The sequence below is a fragment of the Cytobacillus sp. genome (assembly GCF_964223445.1).
Lineage (GTDB): Bacteria > Bacillota > Bacilli > Bacillales > Cytobacillaceae > Cytobacillus.
On sequence record NZ_CAXQGS010000028.1, the window covers coordinates 14,250 to 35,420 of the forward strand.

The following is a 21,171-nucleotide window of genomic DNA, read 5'->3' on the forward strand; positions in this document are numbered from 1 at the left end:
CTTTACATCCTTTCGATTTTACATTGGCGATCTTTTTCGGGAAGCTGCTCTCCCCTGCTGAGCTTCAAAATGCTTTAAAAAATCAAGCTATACTGTCAGAAATGCGGAATACTTATTTTCCTGCATTTTAAGGATTGGGAGTTTTACAGAATTATTTTATTTAGGTTCATTTTATTAAGAATTGGAGGGATTGGATGAAGAAACTGACACCCGTTTTTACGGTTTCAGTCATATTCACAGCAATATTTATTTTATGGGGACTTGTCCCAAAGACCATACTGCCAAAAGGCAATCTTGATTCTGTTACATCAACTGTTCAAGGATTCATATTGGAGAAGTTCGGCTGGTTTTACCTATTATCAGCTTCTATCTTTTTGATTTTTTCAATCCTATTAGCATTCAGCAAATACGGGAATATTCGTCTGGGCAAGGATGCAGATAGGCCAGAATATAGCTATTTATCCTGGTTTGCCATGCTTTTTAGTGCCGGGATGGGAATAGGCCTGGTTTTTTGGGGAGTATCAGAACCAATGTATCACTTTTATGCACCTCCATTTCTGGAAGGACAGACACCAGAAGCAGCTAGGGCAGCCATGAGGTACTCCTTTTTCCATTGGGGTCTTCATCCATGGGCTATTTATACTGTCATTGGGCTTGCACTCGCGTATTTCCAGTTCAGAAAAGGTGCACCGGGAGTTATCAGCTCCATTTTGAGGCCAATTTTAGGGAGCAAAGTGGATGGGCCGCTGGGCGTAATAATTAATTTTATTGCCGTCTTTGCTACTGTTTTTGGAGTTGCAACATCATTAGGTCTGGGTGCTATTCAGATTGCCGGAGGACTATCTGGAATATTCGGCAGTATCGGTAATAATTTCACCACTCAATTAATTATTATTATCGTTGTAACCGTCTTGTTTATGCTTTCAGCACAGACTGGATTAAACAAAGGAATAAAATATTTAAGTAATTTAAATATTATCTTAGCAATTTCTTTATTATTATTTCTGCTGTTTGTAGGTCCGTCTAACTTTATAATGGACCTGTTCACAACGACGATTGGCTCTTATCTTCAAAACCTTCCATCCATGAGCTTCAGGCTCAGCCCCTTTGATCAGGAGCTGACATGGTTTCAGGATTGGACCATTTTTTATTGGGCATGGTGGATTGCCTGGGCGCCATTTGTTGGTACGTTCATAGCCAGAATATCCCGTGGAAGGACAATAAGAGAATTCGTTATTGGTGTACTTGCTGTTCCCACCCTATTTGGGGCACTTTGGTTCTCTGTTTTTGGAGGAACAGGTATATACCTTGAATTCTTCGAGGCTAAGCCTATTATGGAAACAATTGAGCAGCAGGGAATGGAAGTAGCACTGTTTACTGTGTTTGATAACTTCCCTTTCAGCACTGTTCTCAGCTCATTGGCTATCTTCTTAATCAGCACATTCTTTATTACTTCTGCAGACTCAGCTACTTTTGTTCTGGGAATGCAGACGACGAACGGAAGCCTGAACCCTCCGGGTAAAGTAAAATTTGTCTGGGGCATTATTCAATCAGCATCTGCAGCCATCCTTTTATGGACAGGAGGTCTCGAAGCACTCCAAAGGGCTTCCATTATAGCTGCACTTCCATTTACCATCATTATGCTTCTAATTGTGGTTTCGCTGGCTAAATCGTTTAAAGAAGAAGTCATCCCGAAAAAAAACAGCTGATAAAGCCTAAAAAAATCGGCACCTGCAAAAGGTGCCGATTTTTTCTCTTTTCCCGTAACTTTACCAATGAGACAAGTAGGACATTGCAAAATGGAAAGATGCATATAAGCTTAGGCTCATAACAGTTACCATAAATGTTTTTTTAGCAGACTTAATTACCCAATTTCCAATGTTTATTGCCAAATAGAAAAAAACAAAAAACATAATGACTTTATATATGAGCTGGTCATATTTTGACAGCCATTCAATGAAAGTATATCCGCTCCAAATTAACATCTGCAGCAAAAGAGCTGTATAAATCTTCATACACTCCACCACCAAATTTTTTAATCCTTACCCGTTATTTTAATAGAAGAAACACTTGTGTATGTAATATATGTTGAAAAGGATATTCTTATTTTTCATTTCTGTAACATTTGAATGACAAGCCAAAATTTTCTATCGCTATATGATAAAATACTCATTAATATTAGATGCTTATTATGAATTGCTCATCAACTGTTAGAAGACTGGAAAATTACCAAGACTTCTATACTGCTTCAGATAAAACAATCTTATGTCATACGGTGGAATTTATAACAAAGTGAGGGCAAAATGATGAAAGGTCTGCCGCTGATATTAATTACTACACTCTTGTTTGTGACCTCTTCATGCAATCATAAGGAAGTAGAAAAAGAGCTGAAGATAGACGATAGTGTTAAACAGCTCATTTTTTTCACGGATAATAAACAATATGAACAGGAAATTGCCTATTATGATGCCATCATCGAATTAAAGAGCAACTATCCGGAACTGATCAAGAATATGAAAGTCATTACAGCATCTGAATCCAGCCATATAAGCAATTATAATGTAGAGAGCTGCCCTGCCATGCTGCTGGTATATCAAGATAAAGTGATTGTAGAAATAAAAGGCACTGTACCCAAAGAGAAGATTATTAATCCACTTGCCGATGCTATGGATGAAAAGTAATCATCATTTACAAAAAAATCCTCCCCTGGCAGGAAGGATTTTTTTAATTATTATTTTACAATGTGAATTGGGCTTCCAATAGCAACTTCTGCTGCTTCCATTGTGATTTCACCCAATGTTGGATGAGCATGAATAGTCATGGCAAGATCTTCTGCAGTCATGCCTGCTTCAATAGCCAAACCTAGCTCAGCAATCATATCAGAGGCACTTGCGCCAGCGATTTGGGCACCGATTACTAGGCCATCTTCTTTGCGTGTCACTAGCTTTAAAAAGCCGTCAGTGGAATCAAGCGCAAGGGCACGGCCATTAGCTGCGAATGGGAACTTCGCTGCCGTAACTTCGATTCCTTCTTCTTTAGCCTGCTGCTCAGTATATCCTACAGAAGCCAATTCAGGCTCAGAGAATACCACAGCTGGGATTGCTAAGTAATCAATTTCTGCGTTATGGCCTGCAATTGCTTCTGCAGCAATCTTACCTTCGTAAGAAGCTTTATGAGCCAATTGAGGACCTGCAACAATATCACCAATAGCATAAATGTTGCTTACATTCGTACGGCATTGTTTATCGATTTCAATAACACCGCGTTCAGTCATTTTAATGCCGGCTTGTTCTAAGCCCAGTTCGTCTGTATTTGGACGTCTTCCAACCATTACAAATACATAATCTGCATCAAGAGATTTCTCTTCGCCTTTTTCTTCAAACTTAACGGTAACTCCGTTTTCATTCTCTTCAACACCTTTAGCAAGTGCCTTCGTAATGAATTCAACGCCTTTTTTCTTTAAGTTCCGTTTAACAAGTGATGACATTTGCTTCTCAAAACCGATAAGGATATCATCTGCACCCTCAAGAACTGTTACTTGAGAACCAAAATTCGCATAAGCTCCGCCAAGTTCAATTCCGATTACACCGCCGCCAATAACGACGATTTTTTCAGGAATCTCTTGAAGTGCAAGGGCACCTGTTGAATCAAGAACTCGTTTAGAGAATTTAAACGCTGGCAATTCAATTGGACGAGATCCTGTAGCAATGATCGCATTTTTAAATGTATAAGTTTGTGCGGAATTATCATCCATTACACGAAGGGTATTCGAATCAACGAAGTAAGCTTCCCCGCGTACGATGTCGACTTTATTGCCCTTTAAAAGACCTTCTACTCCTCCAGTAAGCTTATTAACTACACCGGATTTAAATTCTTGTACTTTTGTAAAGTCAACTTTTACATTTTCAGCTGTAATACCCATTACATCTGAGTGCTTTGCATTCTCGTAGCGGTGTCCTGCTGCGATTAAAGCCTTTGAAGGAATACATCCAACGTTTAAGCAAACTCCGCCCATATTAGCTTTTTCTACGATTGTTACTTTTTGTCCAAGCTGTGCTGCACGAATCGCTGCAACATATCCACCAGGACCCGCACCAATGACTATAGTATCTGTTTCGATTGGGAAATCTCCTACTACCATTTGTTATTACGCCTCCATTAACAATAGTTCTGGATCGTTCAGTAAACGCTTAATGTGATTTAATGCATTTTGTGCAGTTGCTCCATCAATAATTCTGTGGTCAAAGCTTAGTGACAATGCCAATACTGGAGCAGCAACAATTTCTCCATCCTTCACTACTGGCTTTTCAGCTATGCGGCCAATTCCAAGAATCGCAACTTCAGGATGATTGATAACCGGAGTAAACCATTGACCGCCGGCAGAACCGATATTTGTAATTGTGCATGAAGCACCCTTCATTTCATCTGGAGCAAGCTTGCCATCACGCGCTTTACCAGCTAGCTCATTGATTTCATTTGAAATGGCGAATGTAGACTTGCGGTCTGCATCCTTAACAACTGGCACAAGAAGACCTTTTTCAGTATCCGCTGCAATACCGATGTTGTAGTAATGCTTTTGAATGATTTCACCTGCTGCATCATCGATTGAAGTGTTTAGTGCCGGGAATTCACGCAATGCACTTGTTAATGCTTTTACCACATAAGGAAGGAATGTAAGCTTAATTCCTTTATTAGCTGCAACTTCTTTAAATTTCTTGCGGTGTGCAACAAGTTTTGTAACATCAATTTCATCCATTAATGTAACGTGTGGAGCTGTATGCTTAGAGTTTACCATAGCTTTCGCAATAGCTTTACGGATTCCGCTCATTTTCTCGCGTGTTTCTGGATATTGTCCAGCAGGAATCGCCTGTGCAGCTGCAGGTGCAGTTTCTTTTGCTTCAGCTTTTGGTGCAGCTTCCTCTGCAGGTGCTTCAGCAGACTGAGCTTGTGCCCCGCCATTCAGGAAGGCATCAATGTCAGCTTTTTGAATGCGCCCATTTTTGCCGCTTCCAGCTACCTGGCGAATGTCCGCGCCTTTGTCACGAGCATATTTTCTAACAGAAGGCATCGCAATAATGCGGCGGTTAGGATCAACATCAGCCTCGGAAATAACTACTCCTTCTTTTGGTGCATCTTGTGCAGGAGCTTCTTCCTTCTTCACGTCCTGGCCAGCTTCAGCTGTTGCCTGTACTTGTGCTTCTGTTTTTTCTTCTTTAGGAGCCTCATCTTCATGGTCTCCCTTAAATTTAAGGTCTTCATATCCTGGAGCATCAAAAGTGATCAATACTTGACCTACAGTTGCGACTGTACCTTCTTCAACAAGAATTTCTTCAACTTTACCTTTAACAGGGGAAGGAATCTCTACAACTGCTTTATCATTTTGAACTTCACAAAGCACGTCATCTTCTTGTACTTCATCGCCTGGCTTTACAAACCACTTGACGATTTCACCTTCATGGATACCTTCACCGATATCAGGCAATCTAAATTGGAATGCCAATGGAATTCACCCTCCTATTATTTCGCTCGTTCATAGTAAAACACGTCAGGGGGATATTTCCCCCCTTGTGTTATCAGTTATATACAATTAAAATTCAAGAACTTTTTTAGCTGTCTCGATTACATCTTTATAGTTTGGAAGCCAAACCGTTTCAGCTTGCGGGAAAGCAAATACAGTATCTGGTGCAGCTACACGCAGGACTGGAGCTTCCAGGCTGAGAATTGCACGATCATTGATTTCTGCAACGACATTTGCTGCAATACCAGCTTGTTTTTGCGCTTCCTGAACAACTATTGCTCTGCCTGTTTTCTCAACAGAAGCAATAATCGTTTCGATATCAAGCGGTGCAACAGTACGCAAGTCAATTACTTCAACTGACTTGCCTTCTTTTTCAAGCTCTTCAGCCGCTTTTAATGATTCATGAACCATTGCGCCGTAAGTCACAATTGTTAAGTCTGAACCTTCACGCTTTACTTCTGCCTTGCCTAGAGGAATAGTATATTCTTCTTCAGGGACCTCCTGGCGGAAAGAACGGTATAATTTCATGTGCTCAAGGAAAATAACCGGGTCGTTATCACGGATAGCTGAAATAAGCAACCCTTTTGCATCATAAGGTGTTGACGGGATAACAACTTTAAGGCCAGGCTGTTGAGCCATTAAGCCTTCAAGGCTGTCCGCGTGCATTTCAGGAGTATGTACGCCTCCCCCAAATGGTGAGCGGATTGTAACAGGTGCGCTGTATCTTCCGCCAGAGCGGTAACGCATACGTGCAAGCTGGCCGGAGATAGAATCCATTACTTCGTAAACGAATCCAAAAAATTGAATTTCAGGTACCGGACGGAAGCCCTGTAAACCAAGACCGACTGCCAGACCGCCGATTCCGGATTCAGCAAGTGGTGTATCAAATACACGCTCTTCGCCGAATTCTTTTTGAAGGCCTTCGGTAGCACGGAAAACGCCGCCGTTTACGCCCACATCTTCACCGAATACCAAAACATCCGGATCGTTGCGCAATTCTGTGCGAAGAGCATCAGTAATTGCCTGAATCATTGTCATTTGCGCCATGGCTTACTTCGACTCCTTTTCTTTGTATATTTCATACTGTTCTTTTAGGTTATAAGGCATTTCTTCATACATGATGTTCATAAGGTCAGTAACCTTTTGTTTAGGTGTGTCATCAGCCTTTTTAATTGCTTCTTTAATATCTTCTTTTGCTTGTTCAATTACTTCGTTTTCCATGTCTTCATTCCAGATGCCCTTATCTTCAAGGAACTTGCGGAAACGAACAAGCGGATCTTTCTTTTCCCATTCATTATCAAGATCAGAAGTACGGTAACGTGTTGGATCGTCACCAGCCATTGTGTGTGGACCGTAGCGGTAAGTCAAAGTTTCGATTAGTGTAGGACCTTCACCATTCAATGCACGTTCACGCGCTTCACGAACAGCTGCATACACAGCAAGCGGATCCATACCATCAACCTGAATTCCAGGTATTCCGGCTGCCACTGCTTTTTGTGCAATTGTTTTCGCGGCTGATTGCTTTTCTACAGGAGTAGAGATGGCAAAGCGATTATTTTGAACAATGAAGATAGCAGGTGCTTTGAATGCTCCTGCAAAGTTGATGCCTTCATAGAAGTCACCTTGTGAAGCACCGCCGTCGCCAGTATAAGTGATGGCAACTTTCTTTTCGCCGCGCTTCTTCATTCCAAGAGCGACCCCTGCAGTCTGAATATATTGGGCTCCAATGATAATCTGAGGTGAAATGACATTTACACCTTCAGGGATGTTTCCGCCTTCGAAGTGTCCGCGGGACCATAGGAAAGCCTGGTATAACGGAAGGCCGTGCCATATGATTTGAGGAACATCACGATATCCTGGAAGAATGAAATCTTCTTTCTCCAATGCAAAATGGGATGCAAGCTGAGAAGCTTCCTGTCCTGCAGTAGGAGCATAGAAGCCCAAACGGCCTTGTCTGTTAAGTGAAATAGATCGCTGATCAAGAATGCGAGTATATACCATACGGCGCATTAATTCCTGAAGCTGCTCATCGCTTAAGTCAGGCATAGCTGATTCATTAACAACCTTGCCTTCTTCGTTTAAAATTTGTAGAGTTTGGAACTGTTCTTCAACTGTTTCGAGCTGTTTTTTAGCATCGAATTGTGCCTTCTTTGTTTTAGAAGCCATATCAGTCACCCTTTCCTTTCATAAAAAGACGTTAATTAAGAGTTTTTATACACAAAATTTAGGTTACCCAAAACGAAGCCATATTAGATACTCTTTCAAAGGCATAAAGTTTTCTCATTTAGGCATGTTTTATTAAGCATCTCTAAATAGCAGAACATGTGACTGCCATATGCATACTTTTAAATAGTGTTCCACAGATCACTTCTAAAAAAACGTCTTTCTGTTCATCTTTAACTATCATATTCTGTATCAATTTATTTTGCAACATAATTGATACAGAAATAATTACGAGATTTAGTTTAATACACCTTCAAGACCTTAGTCAATTACCTTGCTTTTTGTTTTTCACAGTAAGCATACTTTTTATATTTTTTATTGATAACCTAAACTGTATTATCGGCTTATTTCCATCTGTACTATAAAAAACTCTTATATTTTGATGTGTTATAGTAAAGAAAAATCACCTGTCATTATCTTAAAATAAAAAGAACTGCTCCCAAACAGAAAGCGGATTCATTGTGAGTCTCTGTTTCCTTCCATTCATGCTTTTAGAATAGCCAAAAAGCAAAAAAATGCCGGGCATAAATATGCCGGCATTAATATTATTCTTCTGTATTTACTTCAAGACCTGCTTCTTTATAGAAATCCAGTTTTGATTCATTATACTCTTTTGTTTTTTCATTGAACTGCTTATTTGAAGCCAGTATTTTTTCATACATGTCATTTATTTTGCTTACCTGGTCTTCCAGCTGTTCTAGAGTAAGATCTTCCTTTTTAAACATGGCATATAACTCTTTATCTAATTGCGTCGCTTTCGAATAATCCTCGTAAAGAGTGTCATGGATTTTATACCTGTCCATCATAATTTCATACAGCTCTTTGGCTTTATCTTTTAATTTTTGATCCTCTATCTCCTCTATGATCGGAGATAATGATTCAAATTCATTTTTTGACGCCAGGATGCTTTCCTGCTCTTTCTCCATATGAGTTATCCGCTGATCCACAATGGAGGAAGCTTCATCAGACAGCTTTTTAATTTCCTCGAAATCCTTCATTCCCAGGTTGATAATTTTATCGTATAATTCCTTTTCTCTTTTCTCCAGCTTTACGAGCGGTTCCTGCTGCTTCTCAAATTCCTTTTCTTTAGCTACTACATCCTCCAGCACATCATACATTTTTTCCTCCGGATCAGGACTGTTCATACAGCCTGTGAGGATGAAAGCCCCTATGATAAAAACAAGCAGCAGTCTGCTTTTGTTCAAAATCGACACATTGAAACCTCCTTACTAATAACATTTTTAACTATAAAGGTACCTGTCCGGTTTGACAATAGCCCTTTGGTTTGACACACTTCGCACCATTGCAGAGCTTGTCCTTTTTACAAGTATAATTTAAATCTATTCACTTCATTTTTCCTTTATGACTTGGGCAAAGGCCTACACCAAACATCATATGAAACATAGGCTATATTAATCGTCCGATGCGGCAAGTCAAAAAAAAATGGACGATAATCTTACTTTAGGGAGGTTATCCTTCATGTACGGATATGGCGGATACGGTTATGGATGCGGTTATCCAGTAGCAGGAGCCGGCTGCGGCAGAGGATTTGCGTTAATTGTAGTATTATTCATTCTCTTAATCATAGTTGGCTGCGCTTGCTGGAAGTTTTAATTACTTGAGAAGGTGCCAAGGGCGCCTTCTCTTATTAACTTTTTTGCCCCGCTCTGATAGACTGAATATAATTAAATAGACACATGGCTTTTTTGGGCTATGCCATTTGATCTTCTTGCCAATAATTTAGCCATTTTTCTATTCTTTATTACTTAGCGGGAGTGATAATCATGCTGAGCATGAAAGATATTATTCGCGACGGCCACCCAACTTTAAGGAAAATTGCCGCGGAAGTGAACATGCCTCCATCTTCAGAAGAAATACAAATCTTAAAAGAAATGATGGAATATGTAAAAAACAGCCAGGATCCAGAGCTTTCTGCAAAATATGGCTTAAGGGCCGGCATTGGTTTAGCTGCTCCTCAAATTAATATTTCGAGGCGGATGATCGCTGTTCATGTTACCTATAACCAGGAGCTATACAGTTATGCTCTCTTTAACCCTAAGATCATCAGCCATTCTGTGCAGCGTTCTTATCTGGCTGCTGGGGAGGGCTGTCTATCTGTTGATGAATCCATACCCGGTTTTGTGCCCAGATATGCAAAAGTGACTGTAAAAGGTACCGACCTGGAGGGCAAAGAAGTTAAACTTAAGCTTAAAGGGCTGCCAGCCATTGTATTTCAGCACGAAATTGATCATCTGAACGGAATCATGTTTTACGATCACATTAATAAACAAAATCCGTTTCAGCCGATTGAAAATGCAATTGCTATAGAACGGTAGATTGCTGCTGCATAGCATAACAAAAGGAAAGCCTCCAGATAATTAAACGGATGCTTTCCTTCATTTTCTATATTAATTGAAGTTCCTTTAGTCCCTTCCAAATTCCTTCATCGTCCACGCCGGAAGTTACATGGTCTGCTGCCTTCTTAACCACATCTTCTGCATTGCCCATTGCTATCCCGGTTCCGACAGCGTTAAGCATCTCTATATCATTTAGTCCATCTCCAAACGCATATACATCCTTCAAATCAAACCCAAGCCTTTTTATCATTTGTTTTATTCCCTCAGCTTTAGACCCGCCTGCAGGCAAAACATCAACAGAGTATGGATGCCACCTGATAAAGCCAAAATCAGGATATATAGAAGAAGAAATATACTTTTCCTCATCCTTTTCCTCACAGAACAGCAGCGATTGATATAATTCCCTGCCGCTGTAAAACTCACGATCTTCCTCCGGATGCGGGAACTTTAAGCTCCCCATGCTTTCCTCAATAAATGCATGGTGGTGTACAGTAGATTTCATCGTTTTCTCATTCATAAACACCAATGGATGCCCGTTTGACTGTGCATGCAGGTATAGCTTTTCAATCTCAGATGATTTTAGAGGATTCCGGTAAATAGGTTCGTTTTCGAATACTACATATTGACCATTAAAGCTGACAAATGAATCAATATCAAGATCGCTGCGAAGACTTTCAAACATGAAAGGAGCCCTGCCGGTAGCAATTGCCACGAAAGTCCCATTCTTTTTCAGCTTGACGATTGCCTCTTTCGTACTGTCCGGCAAGTTTTTATCGTGATCTAATAAAGTCCCATCTATATCAAAGAAAACAATCTTTTTCATTTAAAAATTAACTTCCTTTCAAGCGTTATTTTACTGGCTGCTATTATATGATTTCCATATGATTTACCGTAATAAAACACTAAACCCACAAAGTTAAAAAGTCAATTTCCGTGCTATAAACAATGGATATTTCCATTTTTATCCACGAGAGATTTAACTATCTTACCATATAATATAATTAAGAAAAGCGGAAGCTCCTTCCCCCAATTACACCCTCGAGGGGCAGGGCTGCTTGCGCTAGACCGTTAGTAAAAAGACCTCATTATTTACAAAAATCTGTTTAAAACGTCCTTGCTGCCTTTACTTTGGACAAGGATCGTTTAAAATAGAAAGTAAGGAGTTGATCCACTATGTTAAAGAAGCTGAGAAAGAAGCTTTTAAAACAGTGGAATGAAATGCTTCGAAAAAAATCTATTGCCTGACAAATTTGAGCCCTTCAAACTTGCGAAGGGCTCCTTCCTTATTGTAAATTGGTTATCAGTATACTATTTTACATAGATTCGGGAGCATATTAGGACTGAGAAGAATTTATTATTCATATCCGGCAGGAAAAAACATGTAATACATGTTATTATTTTATATATTAGATAAAAGTTTTTTATCGGATTAAGGAGAGATAGAAATGATTTTCAAGGTATATTATCAGGATTCTAAGACAGAGGTACCGGTTAGAGAAAAAACAAAAACTATTTTTGTGGAAGGCGATTCTGAAAGAGACGTACGCAAAAAGCTGGCTGACCGCAACTATAATATTGAATTTGTAACATCTGTCCAAGGAGAATTCCTGGAATATGAAAAACAAAATGAAGACTTTAAAGTATTGGAGATTGAGTAATTTATGAAATTTGTTAAAAATGATCAAACAGCCGTTTTTGCTCTGGGCGGACTGGGTGAAATCGGAAAAAATACTTATGCTGTGCAATTCCAGGATGAGATTATCCTAATTGATGCTGGAATTAAATTCCCTGAGGACGAACTTCTCGGAATCGATTATGTTATTCCTGATTACACTTACTTAGTGAAAAACGAAGATAAGATCAAGGGATTATTTATCACTCATGGACATGAAGACCATATTGGAGGAATTCCATATCTCCTAAGAGAAGTTAATATTCCGGTCTACGGCGGAAAGCTGGCCCTTGGCCTGCTTAGAAATAAACTTGAAGAACACGGACTCTTGAGACAAACCACTCTTCATGAAATCAAGGAAGACGATATCATTAAGTTCAGAAAAACATCCGTAACTTTTTTCCGGACGACTCACAGTATCCCTGATTCATATGGCATCGTTGTTAAAACACCGCCTGGACAAGTTGTTCACACTGGGGACTTCAAATTTGACTTCACTCCTGTGGGAGAACCGGCCAACCTGACAAAAATGGCTGAAATCGGAAAGGAAGGCGTCCTTTGCCTGCTTTCTGACAGCACAAACAGCGAAATACCTGAATTCACTATGTCTGAACGCCGGGTTGGCGACAGTATTCATGATATCTTCCGCAAAGTTGAAGGACGGATTATCTTTGCCACTTTCGCTTCTAATATCCACCGTCTTCAGCAGGTGACTGAAGCGGCCGTCACGAATGGCAGAAAAATTGCTGTTTTTGGAAGAAGCATGGAAGCAGCTATAAATATCGGACAGGAATTGGGTTATATTCAGGCACCAAAAGACACCTTTATTGATGCGCATCAAATTAATAGACTTCCAGCCAATCAGGTGACTATACTATGTACAGGAAGCCAGGGAGAGCCAATGGCAGCCCTATCAAGAATTGCTAACGGAACGCATCGCCAGATCCAAATCATTCCTGGCGACACTGTTGTATTCTCTTCCTCACCCATTCCCGGGAACACAATTAGTGTCAGCAGAACCATTGACAGACTTTCCCGTGCAGGTGCAGAAGTCATATATGGCAAGCTAAGCGATATTCATACATCAGGTCATGGCGGTCAGGAAGAACAAAAACTAATGCTTCGCTTAATTAAGCCAAAATTCTTCATGCCGATTCATGGTGAATACAGAATGCAGAAAATGCATGCCAAATTAGCTGTGGATTGTGGAGTGGATGAAGAGAACTGCTTCATCATGGATAATGGTGAAGTACTGGCCCTCAGCGAAGATTCTGCTCAAGTAGCAGGAAAAATACCGTCTGGTTCTGTTTATATTGATGGAAGCGGAATCGGTGATATCGGAAATATCGTTTTACGGGACCGCCGCATTCTTTCTGAAGAAGGTTTAGTGGTTGTCGTAGTAAGCATCAATATGAAGGATTTCAAAATTGCCGCCGGCCCTGACTTAATTTCCCGCGGATTCGTCTACATGAGGGAATCCGGAGATTTAATCAATGATGCACAGGCACTTATTACAAAACACTTAAGCAAGGTTATGGAACGCAGAACAACTCAATGGTCAGAAATCAAGAATGAAATCACTGACACACTTGCACCATTCCTTTATGAAAAAACAAAGCGCCGTCCAATGATTTTACCAATTATCATGGAAGTTTAAAACCTTTATTGGCGTGTGTAGATCTATAATGTATTTTGTATAAAATAAAGGCTGTATCACTCACTTGAGAGATACAGCCTTTTCAAATTAAGACATCACTTTCTTTTCAAAACGGTTGATATCTACGTCTGCTCCAATAACAATTAGGATGTCGTCAAATTGTATTTTTTCATTCGCCTGCGGAGATACGATAATTTCATTTTTTCTTTTGATTGCAACAATGTTGATACCGTACTTTGCACGGATATCAAGATCAATAATGCTATGGCCGGCAAGTTTTTCATTAGCCACGATTTCTACAATGCTATGCTCATCCGATAGTTCCAAATAATCCAGAACATTATTTGAAACGATACTATGGGCAATCCTTCTGCCCATATCCCTTTCAGGATGAACAACATGATCTGCTCCTATTTTCCTCAATACCTTTGCATGATAATCATTTTGAGCCTTAACCGTAATCCTTTTAACTCCTACCTCTTTTAAAATTAATGTGGTCAGGATAGAGGCCTGAATATTATCGCCAATCGCCACTATAACATGGTCAAAATTGCGTATTCCCAAACTCTTGATAACGGATTCATCCGTAGTATCGCCAACCACTGCGTGTGAAGCGATTCTCGCAAATTCGTTCACACGGTCTTCATTTACATCAATCGCCATTACTTCCATGCCTTCTTCTGCCAGAGCATGGCAGATGCTTCCTCCAAAACGTCCAAGTCCGATAACAGCAAATTCTTTTTTCATCCTATCTTCCCCCAGCAAAGTTAGCAATATAGACAATAATACCATAATAGCACAGACAGGAGTCTATCCATAATATGTTCCTTCCTGACAAAATAAAACCTCCACTCGGAGGTTTCATTTTGTTCATTCACATTGCATCAAGCATATTGAACTGTGCTTTTACCAAATGATAATATTCACCTTTTGCATTCATCAATTCTTCATGAGTTCCTTGTTCTAATATATTTCCATGATCCAGCACAAAGATTTGATCGGATTCACGGATCGTAGATAGCCTATGGGCAATAATAATGGCTGTTCTTCCCTTCAGAAGTGTTTTTAAAGCATGCTGAATTTTCACCTCTGTCTCAGTGTCAATACTGGCAGTAGCTTCATCAAGTATAAGAATCCGCGGATCTGCAAGCAAAGCACGGGCAAAGGAGACGAGCTGCCTCTCTCCCACTGATAATATATTTCCTCTTTCTTCCACTTCAGTTTCGTATCCCTTTGAAAGTTTTTCAATAAATCCATGTGCACCAACAGCTTTGGCTGCTTCCACCACTTTTTCATCAGTTGCATCAGGTCTGCCAAAACGGATGTTATCATAGATTGTTCCTGAAAATATAAAAGTATCCTGCAGCACCACACTGATTTGCCTGCGCAAACTTGATAAGGAAACATCCGTTAAGTCATAGCCATCAATTTTCACAAAACCTCCCGAAGGATCATAAAAACGGCTGATTAAATTCGCAATCGTCGTTTTACCCGATCCTGTATGCCCGACTAACGCCGCAGTTTGCCCTGATTTTATCTCAAGGGAAACCCCATTTAAGGCTGTTCTTTTTTCATCATAAGAAAATGTGACATTCTCAAATTCAATCTTACCTTTTATCTCCGGTAAAAGAAAGGCATCGTTCCTTTCCGAAACGATTGGTTTCTCATCGAGAAACTCAAAGATTCTTTCAGATGACGCCATTCCCATGAGCAGCTGGTTATACACCATACCAAGCCGGGAAATAGGCTCCCAGAACATCCCTAAATAAAAAGCAAAAGAAACAAATACACCGATCGAGATTGACCCATCCTGAATCAGATGTGCCCCAAACCAAATCAGTACAGCCGTACCCAGGGCATTGGTCAATTCAACCAGCGGCCTGAACATCGCATTTTTCTGGGATGCAATTCTCCAGCTTTCAAAATTCTCAGTATTCACACCATCAAAGAATGCCATATTCTCTTTTTCCTGTGTAAAAGACTGGGTAATCCTTATCCCCTGAATACTTTCATTTAAGTGAGAATTCAATTTAGATTGTTTTAACCGGACGGTTTGCCACGATCTGCGGATATTTCTCCGCAAACTAGTGGAAATAAAAAACATGATAGGCAAAATAACCATTATAGCCAGAGTCAGTTCAGGGCTAAGTGTAAATAAAATAATAAAAATCCCTGCAAGCATGATCAGATCCATCAGAAGATTTATGACTCCATTGGTAAACAGCTCCTGAAGCGAATTTATGTCATTCATGATTCTTACCAGTATGGATCCTGCCGAACGCTGATCAAAAAAACGATGCGAAAGCGTTTGTACGTGTGTAAATAAATGTTTCCGCAGATCATAAATTACACTTTGGCCCAGCTTATTCATCCATTTAATCCTGAAATAGTTTGCAGCATATGAAATGGTGTAGAGAAGCGCAATCACTGAAACTAGAAAGGCAAGCAGTTGACCGTCCTTTTCAATCAAAGCTTTATCTAATGTGTACACACCGATTAAGATCGGAATAATCAGTCTGACTGCTGTATTTATTAAAACCATTATAATAGAGAGCGGAAGCAAATTTTTTCTGTATGGCTCCATATAACTGAACAAGCGCAGCATCTGCTTCCAGTTAAACGGCTTCTCAATGACTTCGTCTGCTGAGTATTGAAATCTATTTAACACATTATCATTTCTTAATTTAGTTTTTTTCAAGGGGGCACCTCCTAGCCTGCATTTGATTGGAGAACCACATCGCGGTCCTGATATTGAATATCGTAAATCCGCTGATATGGGCCATTATTTTTAAGGAGCTTTTCATGTGTCCCCCGTTCAGCCACTCTCCCGTTTTCCAGTACAAGGATTTCATCTGCATGCTTTAGTGAAGAAATCCGGTGGGCAATGATAAAGGTAGTTCGATCAGCCATTACTTCTTTCAGAGCTTTTTGTATTCTGAATTCTGTTTCCATATCCACAGCACTTGTTGCATCATCCAAAACTAAAATGCTGGGATCTGCACAGATGGCCCTTGCTATCGCAATCCTTTGCTTCTGACCGCCTGAAAGCCCCATGCCCCTCTCGCCAAGTACGGTATCGTATTGATCAGGAAGTTCCATGATAAATTCATGTGCCTGTGCACGTTTGGCAGCTTCAATGATGTCCTCCATGGTGGAATCAGGTTTCCCAAATGCAATATTCGCTTTAATCGAAGAAGAAAACAAAAAAGATTCCTGAAGAACAAAGCCAATGTTTCTTCTCAGTGATTGAAGAGAGTACTCCTGCACATTTACCCCATCAATAATCACATGACCTTCAGTTGGCTCATAAAATCTTGTCATAAGCTGTGTTAGGCTCGTTTTCCCTGATCCCGTCGAGCCTATTAACCCGATCACCTTTCCTGGCTCAGCATGAAAAGAGATATTGGATAAAGCGTCATTATCATCCTTGCTATATTTCAGCGTAACATTGCGAAATTCCACCTCACCCAGCAAACGTTCTGCCTTCACACATGATTCTATATCCTCAATCTCATTATCTGCCTCAAGGATCTCAATGAGACGCTCTCCGGAAGCTTTAGACTGCGAAAATAGATTAACGATAAAACCAAGATTCATAATAGGCCACATAATATACCAGACAAGGCTATAAAAAGCGACTAGTTCCCCTGGCTTCAGACTGTCTGCCATAACAAGATAACCTCCGTAAGCCAGGAGCAATACAACACTTAAATTGCCCAGAAACTCCATTAACGGAAAATACTTAGCCCAAATATCAGAAGTAAAAAGATATTTATCCTTATAGTCACTGTTAGAGTCATTGAATTTATTAATCTCAAAATCTTCTCGTGATAATGACTTCACTGTATTGATTCCGCTTATGTTTTCCTGGACTTTTGTATTCAGCCGCCCAAAGGATTTGCGGATGCTCCGGAATGCCGGATGCACAGCTTTATCGAATTTAAAGGTGACTACCGCGAGGAAAGGCAGCGTAATAAGAGTAACAATCGCCAGCGGAATAGAATAATAAAACATGACAGAAACACTGATAAGGATCAGTAAAACAAAACGAATGAGTTCAGAAAATCCGAATGAAAGAAAAAAACGGAACCCCTCAACATCTGCAGTAAGCCGCGACATTAAATCGCCTGTTTTTGCATTGTCATAATATCTAAACGGCAAGAACTGCAGCTTTTCATAAAGTACATTTCTAAGTTCATAGACCGATTTGATCCCAAACAAATCACCGGTGTACTGATGGATATAAGTCGCTGCCCCTTTTACAGCCATTATGGCAATGAAGCCTAAGGCCAAATAGGGTATCCACCCATAATTCCCCCCTATGACAACCTCATCAATTGTCAGCTGCAGGATCATTGGATACACAACCGTTATCGCTGTCACAATAAACAGAAAGAATATGGACCAGATAAAATAATGTTTGAATGGCCAATAATATTGCTTTAATTTTTTAAATGTTTCCATTTGCATTCCCCCTTTAACTTGCTGAAAAATTAGAAAAGTTAGAACGTAATATTAAATATATCGAGTTTCGAATTATTTTTCCACCCCTTTTTGTTTGATTTTTCCACTTTTTTTGAAGTCTATCTTTTTAGTGAGTCTATGAAAGCTCCTAATCATTATTAATGCCCTTGAAAGTCGATAATATGGCTTCCAATCTAGAAAACTGCATTAAAATTTAGAATTCCCCATCCAGCCATTATCTAGTGCTGTCCACATGATAGAAAGGCTAACCGTTTGCATATAAAGCGCTGTTGCGATAAAATGATGACTTTAATCATACTGAAAGGAAGCGTTAGAATGGAGAATCTAAATTTATCGCAAATAAATTGGGAAGCCCTGCTGATTGATGCCGGACTTATTCTATTAAAGCTCGCAGCTATCTATTTTGCCTTTTTAATCGTTAAGTCTGCGGGGAATAAAATCATACATAAAAGTTTTGAGGGAATCGGAAGGAAGGAAAGAATATCTCCAGGAAGATCGAAGACACTGCAAAGTCTAGCTAAAAACATTTTCTCTTACGTACTTATTTTTATTTTTGCTGTTACGATACTGCAGATTTTCGGCATAAAAGCAACTGCCATTCTTGCCGGTGCCGGTGTAGTCGGATTAGCGGTTGGCTTTGGAGCTCAAGGCCTTGTCAGCGATGTAGTAACAGGGTTTTTTATATTGCTGGAAAGGCAAATTGATGTCGGGGATTATGTTACAACTGGAAGCTACTCAGGAATAGTGGAGCAAATCGGATTAAAAACTACACAAATCCGCAGTTTTGACGGAACATTGCATTATATCCCCAACCGGGAGATTACCAGTCTGAGCAATCATTCCCGCGGCAATATGCGCGCACTGGTTGATATAGGAATCTCCTATGATGACGATATTGATGAAGCTATAACAGTTCTCCAGGAAGCCTGCGACAAGATAGCCAAAGAAAACCAGGCGATTGTTGAGGGACCTAATGTCATTGGCGTACAAACATTAGGCTCATCTGATGTTGTATTAAGAATTATTGCCAAGACAGAAAACATGGAACAGTGGGCTGTCGAACGACAGCTGAGAAAAGCACTGAAGGAAGCACTAGAAGCTAACGGAATCGAAATCCCATTCCCTCATCAGGTGCTCATTCAAAAACAGGCAGGATCAGAAAGTGCTGCCGGATAAAGCCGTAAGCAAAAAGCTGATTTCGCAGAACCTAAAAAGGTTCTTTGAAATCAGCTTTTTTAACATTTTCAATTTTATTTAGTAAATGCTTACTGCAAATGGTTAACCTTTATACCTTAAATAAGCTGCAATCAATTCAATCGCTTTCTCGATTGCTGCTTCATCTGGATTCAGCCTGGCATGATGAAGTCCGTATTCTGAATTGACGCCAAGCCAAAACATGAAGCCTGGAATTTCTTCAAGCATATATCCAAAGTCCTCACCTGTCATCGCTTCCCTGCATTCAACCACGTTTATGTCTGTACTGGAGCGGGCAAACTCCATGAATTCATTTGTTAAGGCTGCCTCATTGTAAACCTGATGATACATGCTTCCGTAATCGATTGAAGCTTCACATTCATACCCGACTTCAATTCCTTTGACTAGCGCCTGAATTCTGCTTTTTACTTTTTTCATTGATTCAGGGGATAACGTTCGGATTGTACCTTCAAGCCTTGCTTTTTCAGCAATAATATTTTGCACGGTGCCGCCAGTGATTTTTCCGATTGTAACGACTGCGCTGTCCAATGGATCTATGTTCCTTGAAATGATGGACTGAAGCTGGCTGACCAGTGTACATGCTGCCACGACCATATCATTGGTGTTATGCGGATATGCCGCATGTCCCCCTTTTCCTTTTAAATCAATGAAAAGTTCCGAGGTGTTTGCAAACAGCAATCCTTCTCTCAATGCGATTGTTCCAACCGGATACTCTGGAGCAATATGTAGGGCCATTATCATATCCGGCTTCCAATCCTTCATTATCTCAGATTTAAGCATGGGTTCTGCTCCGCCAGGCCCTTCTTCAGCTGGCTGAAATATAAACAGTAAATCATCGTTAATGCGTTCTTCAATGAATTTTGTTATTAGGCCAAGTGCAATCGACATATGAAAATCATGTCCGCAGGCATGCATTTGTTCACTATGCACGGACTTGAACGGCAGACCAGTTTCCTCAATGATTGGGAGGCCGTCTATATCAGCACGATACCCAATCATCCTGGAAGGATTCCTGCCGCTGATTTTCACAAAAATACCCGTTTTCCAAGTTTTAATTTCCATGTAGTCCTGAGGAAGGGAATACAGGTAATCTAATAGAAGCTTCTGTGTTTTAAATTCACGGAACCCTAACTCCGGTATTTTGTGCAGCTCCCGCCGTAATGCAACGAATGGATTATTTGTGACCAAAACTCTTCCCCCTTGTAAAAATGCCCCATATATTTCATTCACGCTATAGTCGTCATAATTAACCAAAAGATTTTCACCTTTAGAAAAAGCGCGGATCGCAATCCACGCTTTTCAAATTCTTATAATTGGCGAAGCTCTTGCTTAATTTCTGTTTTAGACTTAGTCTTTTCATCAATCTCTTTAATTACACGAGCTGGTGTTCCTGCCACCACAGTGAAAGGAGGTACATCGTCAATGACAATCGCACCTGCCGCAACTACGGCTCCCTTCCCAACCGTCACACCTTCCAGAACCACTGCATTGGCTCCGATTACAACATCATCTTCTACAACAACAGGTTTTGCTGAAGGAGGCTCAATAACCCCTGCCAGCACAGTTCCTGCTCCAATATGGCAATTCTTGCCGACTGTAGCTCTTCCGCCAAGGACAACATTCATGTCAATCATTGTACCTTCACCGATTACTGAACCAATATTAATGGATGCGCCCATCATGATTACAGCGTTATCACCGATTTCAACCTGGTCTCGGATGATTGCACCCGGCTCAATGCGGGCTTTAATATTTTTCATATCAAGCAATGGAATCGCTGAGTTTCTGCGGTCATTCTCAATAACATAATCTTCAATTTTAGACTGGTTTGCTTCAATCGCCTGGCTAAGTTCAGCCCATTCACCAAATACCACACCAGTGCTGCCATTTATAAAGGCCTTTGCTGAAGCACCGAAGTCGATTCCTTCTAATTCACCTTTAATATAAACCTTTACAGGTGTTGATTTTGTGCTGTTTTGGATAAATGAAATAATCTCATTGGCATCCATCATTTTCATATTAAAAATCCTCCTCTATGTATAAC

19 protein-coding genes are annotated in these 21,171 nt (G+C 40.2%); 7 read left to right on the forward strand and 12 right to left on the reverse strand.

Annotation, left to right across the window (positions count from 1 at the left end; translation table 11 throughout):
* Positions 1–194: 194 nt before the first annotated feature.
* Positions 195–1,709, forward strand: coding sequence for a BCCT family transporter (locus ACEQ1T_RS03845; RefSeq protein WP_370221795.1), 1,515 nt, complete (start codon positions 195–197; stop codon positions 1,707–1,709).
* Positions 1,710–1,769: 60 nt separating this feature from the next.
* Here ACEQ1T_RS03845 and ACEQ1T_RS03850 read toward each other — a convergent pair whose 3' ends face one another.
* Entirely contained in the window at positions 1,770–2,015 is a 246-nt protein-coding gene (locus tag ACEQ1T_RS03850; RefSeq protein ID WP_009330977.1) for a hypothetical protein, read from the reverse strand.
* 288 nt (positions 2,016–2,303) lie between these two features.
* Between ACEQ1T_RS03850 and ACEQ1T_RS03855 the strand changes: the two genes are divergently transcribed.
* The gene (locus ACEQ1T_RS03855) at positions 2,304–2,681 is read left to right on the forward strand and encodes a small peptidoglycan-associated lipoprotein (RefSeq protein WP_370221796.1); all 378 of its coding nucleotides are present in this window, start codon (positions 2,304–2,306) and stop codon (positions 2,679–2,681) included.
* 50 nt (positions 2,682–2,731) lie between these two features.
* On the opposite strand, the gene lpdA is transcribed toward ACEQ1T_RS03855, so the two are convergent.
* The 5 genes from lpdA to ACEQ1T_RS03880 form a co-directional block, all read right to left on the reverse strand.
* Complete coding sequence (gene lpdA / locus ACEQ1T_RS03860) at positions 2,732–4,141, reverse strand: dihydrolipoyl dehydrogenase (protein WP_206835989.1); 1,410 nt, start codon at positions 4,139–4,141, stop codon at positions 2,732–2,734.
* A 6-nt stretch (positions 4,142–4,147) separates the two neighbouring features.
* Entirely contained in the window at positions 4,148–5,500 is a 1,353-nt protein-coding gene (locus tag ACEQ1T_RS03865) for a dihydrolipoamide acetyltransferase family protein (protein ID WP_370221797.1), read from the reverse strand.
* 87 nt (positions 5,501–5,587) lie between these two features.
* The gene (locus tag ACEQ1T_RS03870) at positions 5,588–6,565 is read right to left on the reverse strand and encodes an alpha-ketoacid dehydrogenase subunit beta (protein ID WP_206835984.1); all 978 of its coding nucleotides are present in this window, start codon (positions 6,563–6,565) and stop codon (positions 5,588–5,590) included.
* 3 nt (positions 6,566–6,568) lie between these two features.
* Entirely contained in the window at positions 6,569–7,684 is a 1,116-nt protein-coding gene (gene pdhA / locus ACEQ1T_RS03875; protein ID WP_009330982.1) for a pyruvate dehydrogenase (acetyl-transferring) E1 component subunit alpha, read from the reverse strand.
* 602 nt (positions 7,685–8,286) lie between these two features.
* A complete protein-coding gene (locus tag ACEQ1T_RS03880; RefSeq protein ID WP_370221798.1) occupies positions 8,287–8,955 on the reverse strand; it encodes a YkyA family protein in 669 nt (222 codons plus the stop codon).
* A 265-nt stretch (positions 8,956–9,220) separates the two neighbouring features.
* Between ACEQ1T_RS03880 and ACEQ1T_RS03885 the strand changes: the two genes are divergently transcribed.
* Entirely contained in the window at positions 9,221–9,355 is a 135-nt protein-coding gene (locus ACEQ1T_RS03885) for a YjcZ family sporulation protein (protein WP_081757237.1), read from the forward strand.
* Between the two features lie 170 nt (positions 9,356–9,525).
* On the forward strand, positions 9,526–10,077 hold the full coding sequence (gene def / locus ACEQ1T_RS03890; RefSeq protein WP_370221800.1) for a peptide deformylase: 552 nt from the start codon (positions 9,526–9,528) through the stop codon (positions 10,075–10,077).
* A 67-nt stretch (positions 10,078–10,144) separates the two neighbouring features.
* Here the strand turns inward: def and ACEQ1T_RS03895 are convergent, their stop codons facing one another.
* Positions 10,145–10,921, reverse strand: a complete 777-nt coding sequence (locus ACEQ1T_RS03895) for a Cof-type HAD-IIB family hydrolase (protein WP_206835975.1) — start codon at positions 10,919–10,921, stop codon at positions 10,145–10,147.
* Positions 10,922–11,543: 622 nt separating this feature from the next.
* On the opposite strand from ACEQ1T_RS03895, the gene ACEQ1T_RS03900 reads away from it, so the two are divergent.
* Both ACEQ1T_RS03900 and rnjA read left to right on the forward strand, forming a co-directional pair.
* The gene (locus ACEQ1T_RS03900) at positions 11,544–11,756 is read left to right on the forward strand and encodes a DNA-dependent RNA polymerase subunit epsilon (protein ID WP_113881784.1); all 213 of its coding nucleotides are present in this window, start codon (positions 11,544–11,546) and stop codon (positions 11,754–11,756) included.
* Positions 11,757–11,759: 3 nt separating this feature from the next.
* Positions 11,760–13,427 carry a ribonuclease J1 gene (gene rnjA / locus ACEQ1T_RS03905; protein WP_009330987.1) on the forward strand — a complete coding sequence of 556 codons (1,668 nt, stop codon included), beginning with the start codon at positions 11,760–11,762 and terminating at the stop codon, positions 13,425–13,427.
* 87 nt (positions 13,428–13,514) lie between these two features.
* Here rnjA and ACEQ1T_RS03910 read toward each other — a convergent pair whose 3' ends face one another.
* From ACEQ1T_RS03910 to ACEQ1T_RS03920, 3 genes are all read right to left on the reverse strand, one after another.
* Positions 13,515–14,174, reverse strand: a complete 660-nt coding sequence (locus ACEQ1T_RS03910; protein ID WP_206835972.1) for a TrkA family potassium uptake protein — start codon at positions 14,172–14,174, stop codon at positions 13,515–13,517.
* A 127-nt stretch (positions 14,175–14,301) separates the two neighbouring features.
* The gene (locus ACEQ1T_RS03915; protein ID WP_370221801.1) at positions 14,302–16,125 is read right to left on the reverse strand and encodes an ABC transporter ATP-binding protein; all 1,824 of its coding nucleotides are present in this window, start codon (positions 16,123–16,125) and stop codon (positions 14,302–14,304) included.
* A gap of 11 nt (positions 16,126–16,136) precedes the next feature.
* The gene (locus ACEQ1T_RS03920; protein ID WP_370221802.1) at positions 16,137–17,891 is read right to left on the reverse strand and encodes an ABC transporter ATP-binding protein; all 1,755 of its coding nucleotides are present in this window, start codon (positions 17,889–17,891) and stop codon (positions 16,137–16,139) included.
* 336 nt (positions 17,892–18,227) lie between these two features.
* On the opposite strand from ACEQ1T_RS03920, the gene ACEQ1T_RS03925 reads away from it, so the two are divergent.
* Positions 18,228–19,088 (forward strand): mechanosensitive ion channel family protein, encoded by an 861-nt coding sequence (locus ACEQ1T_RS03925; protein WP_370221803.1) that lies wholly within the window; start codon positions 18,228–18,230, stop codon positions 19,086–19,088.
* A gap of 102 nt (positions 19,089–19,190) precedes the next feature.
* On the opposite strand, the gene ACEQ1T_RS03930 is transcribed toward ACEQ1T_RS03925, so the two are convergent.
* On the reverse strand, positions 19,191–20,315 hold the full coding sequence (locus ACEQ1T_RS03930; protein ID WP_206835961.1) for an N-acetyldiaminopimelate deacetylase: 1,125 nt from the start codon (positions 20,313–20,315) through the stop codon (positions 19,191–19,193).
* Positions 20,316–20,434: 119 nt separating this feature from the next.
* A complete protein-coding gene (dapD, locus tag ACEQ1T_RS03935; RefSeq protein ID WP_206835958.1) occupies positions 20,435–21,145 on the reverse strand; it encodes a 2,3,4,5-tetrahydropyridine-2,6-dicarboxylate N-acetyltransferase in 711 nt (236 codons plus the stop codon).
* Positions 21,146–21,171 lie beyond the last annotated feature (26 nt).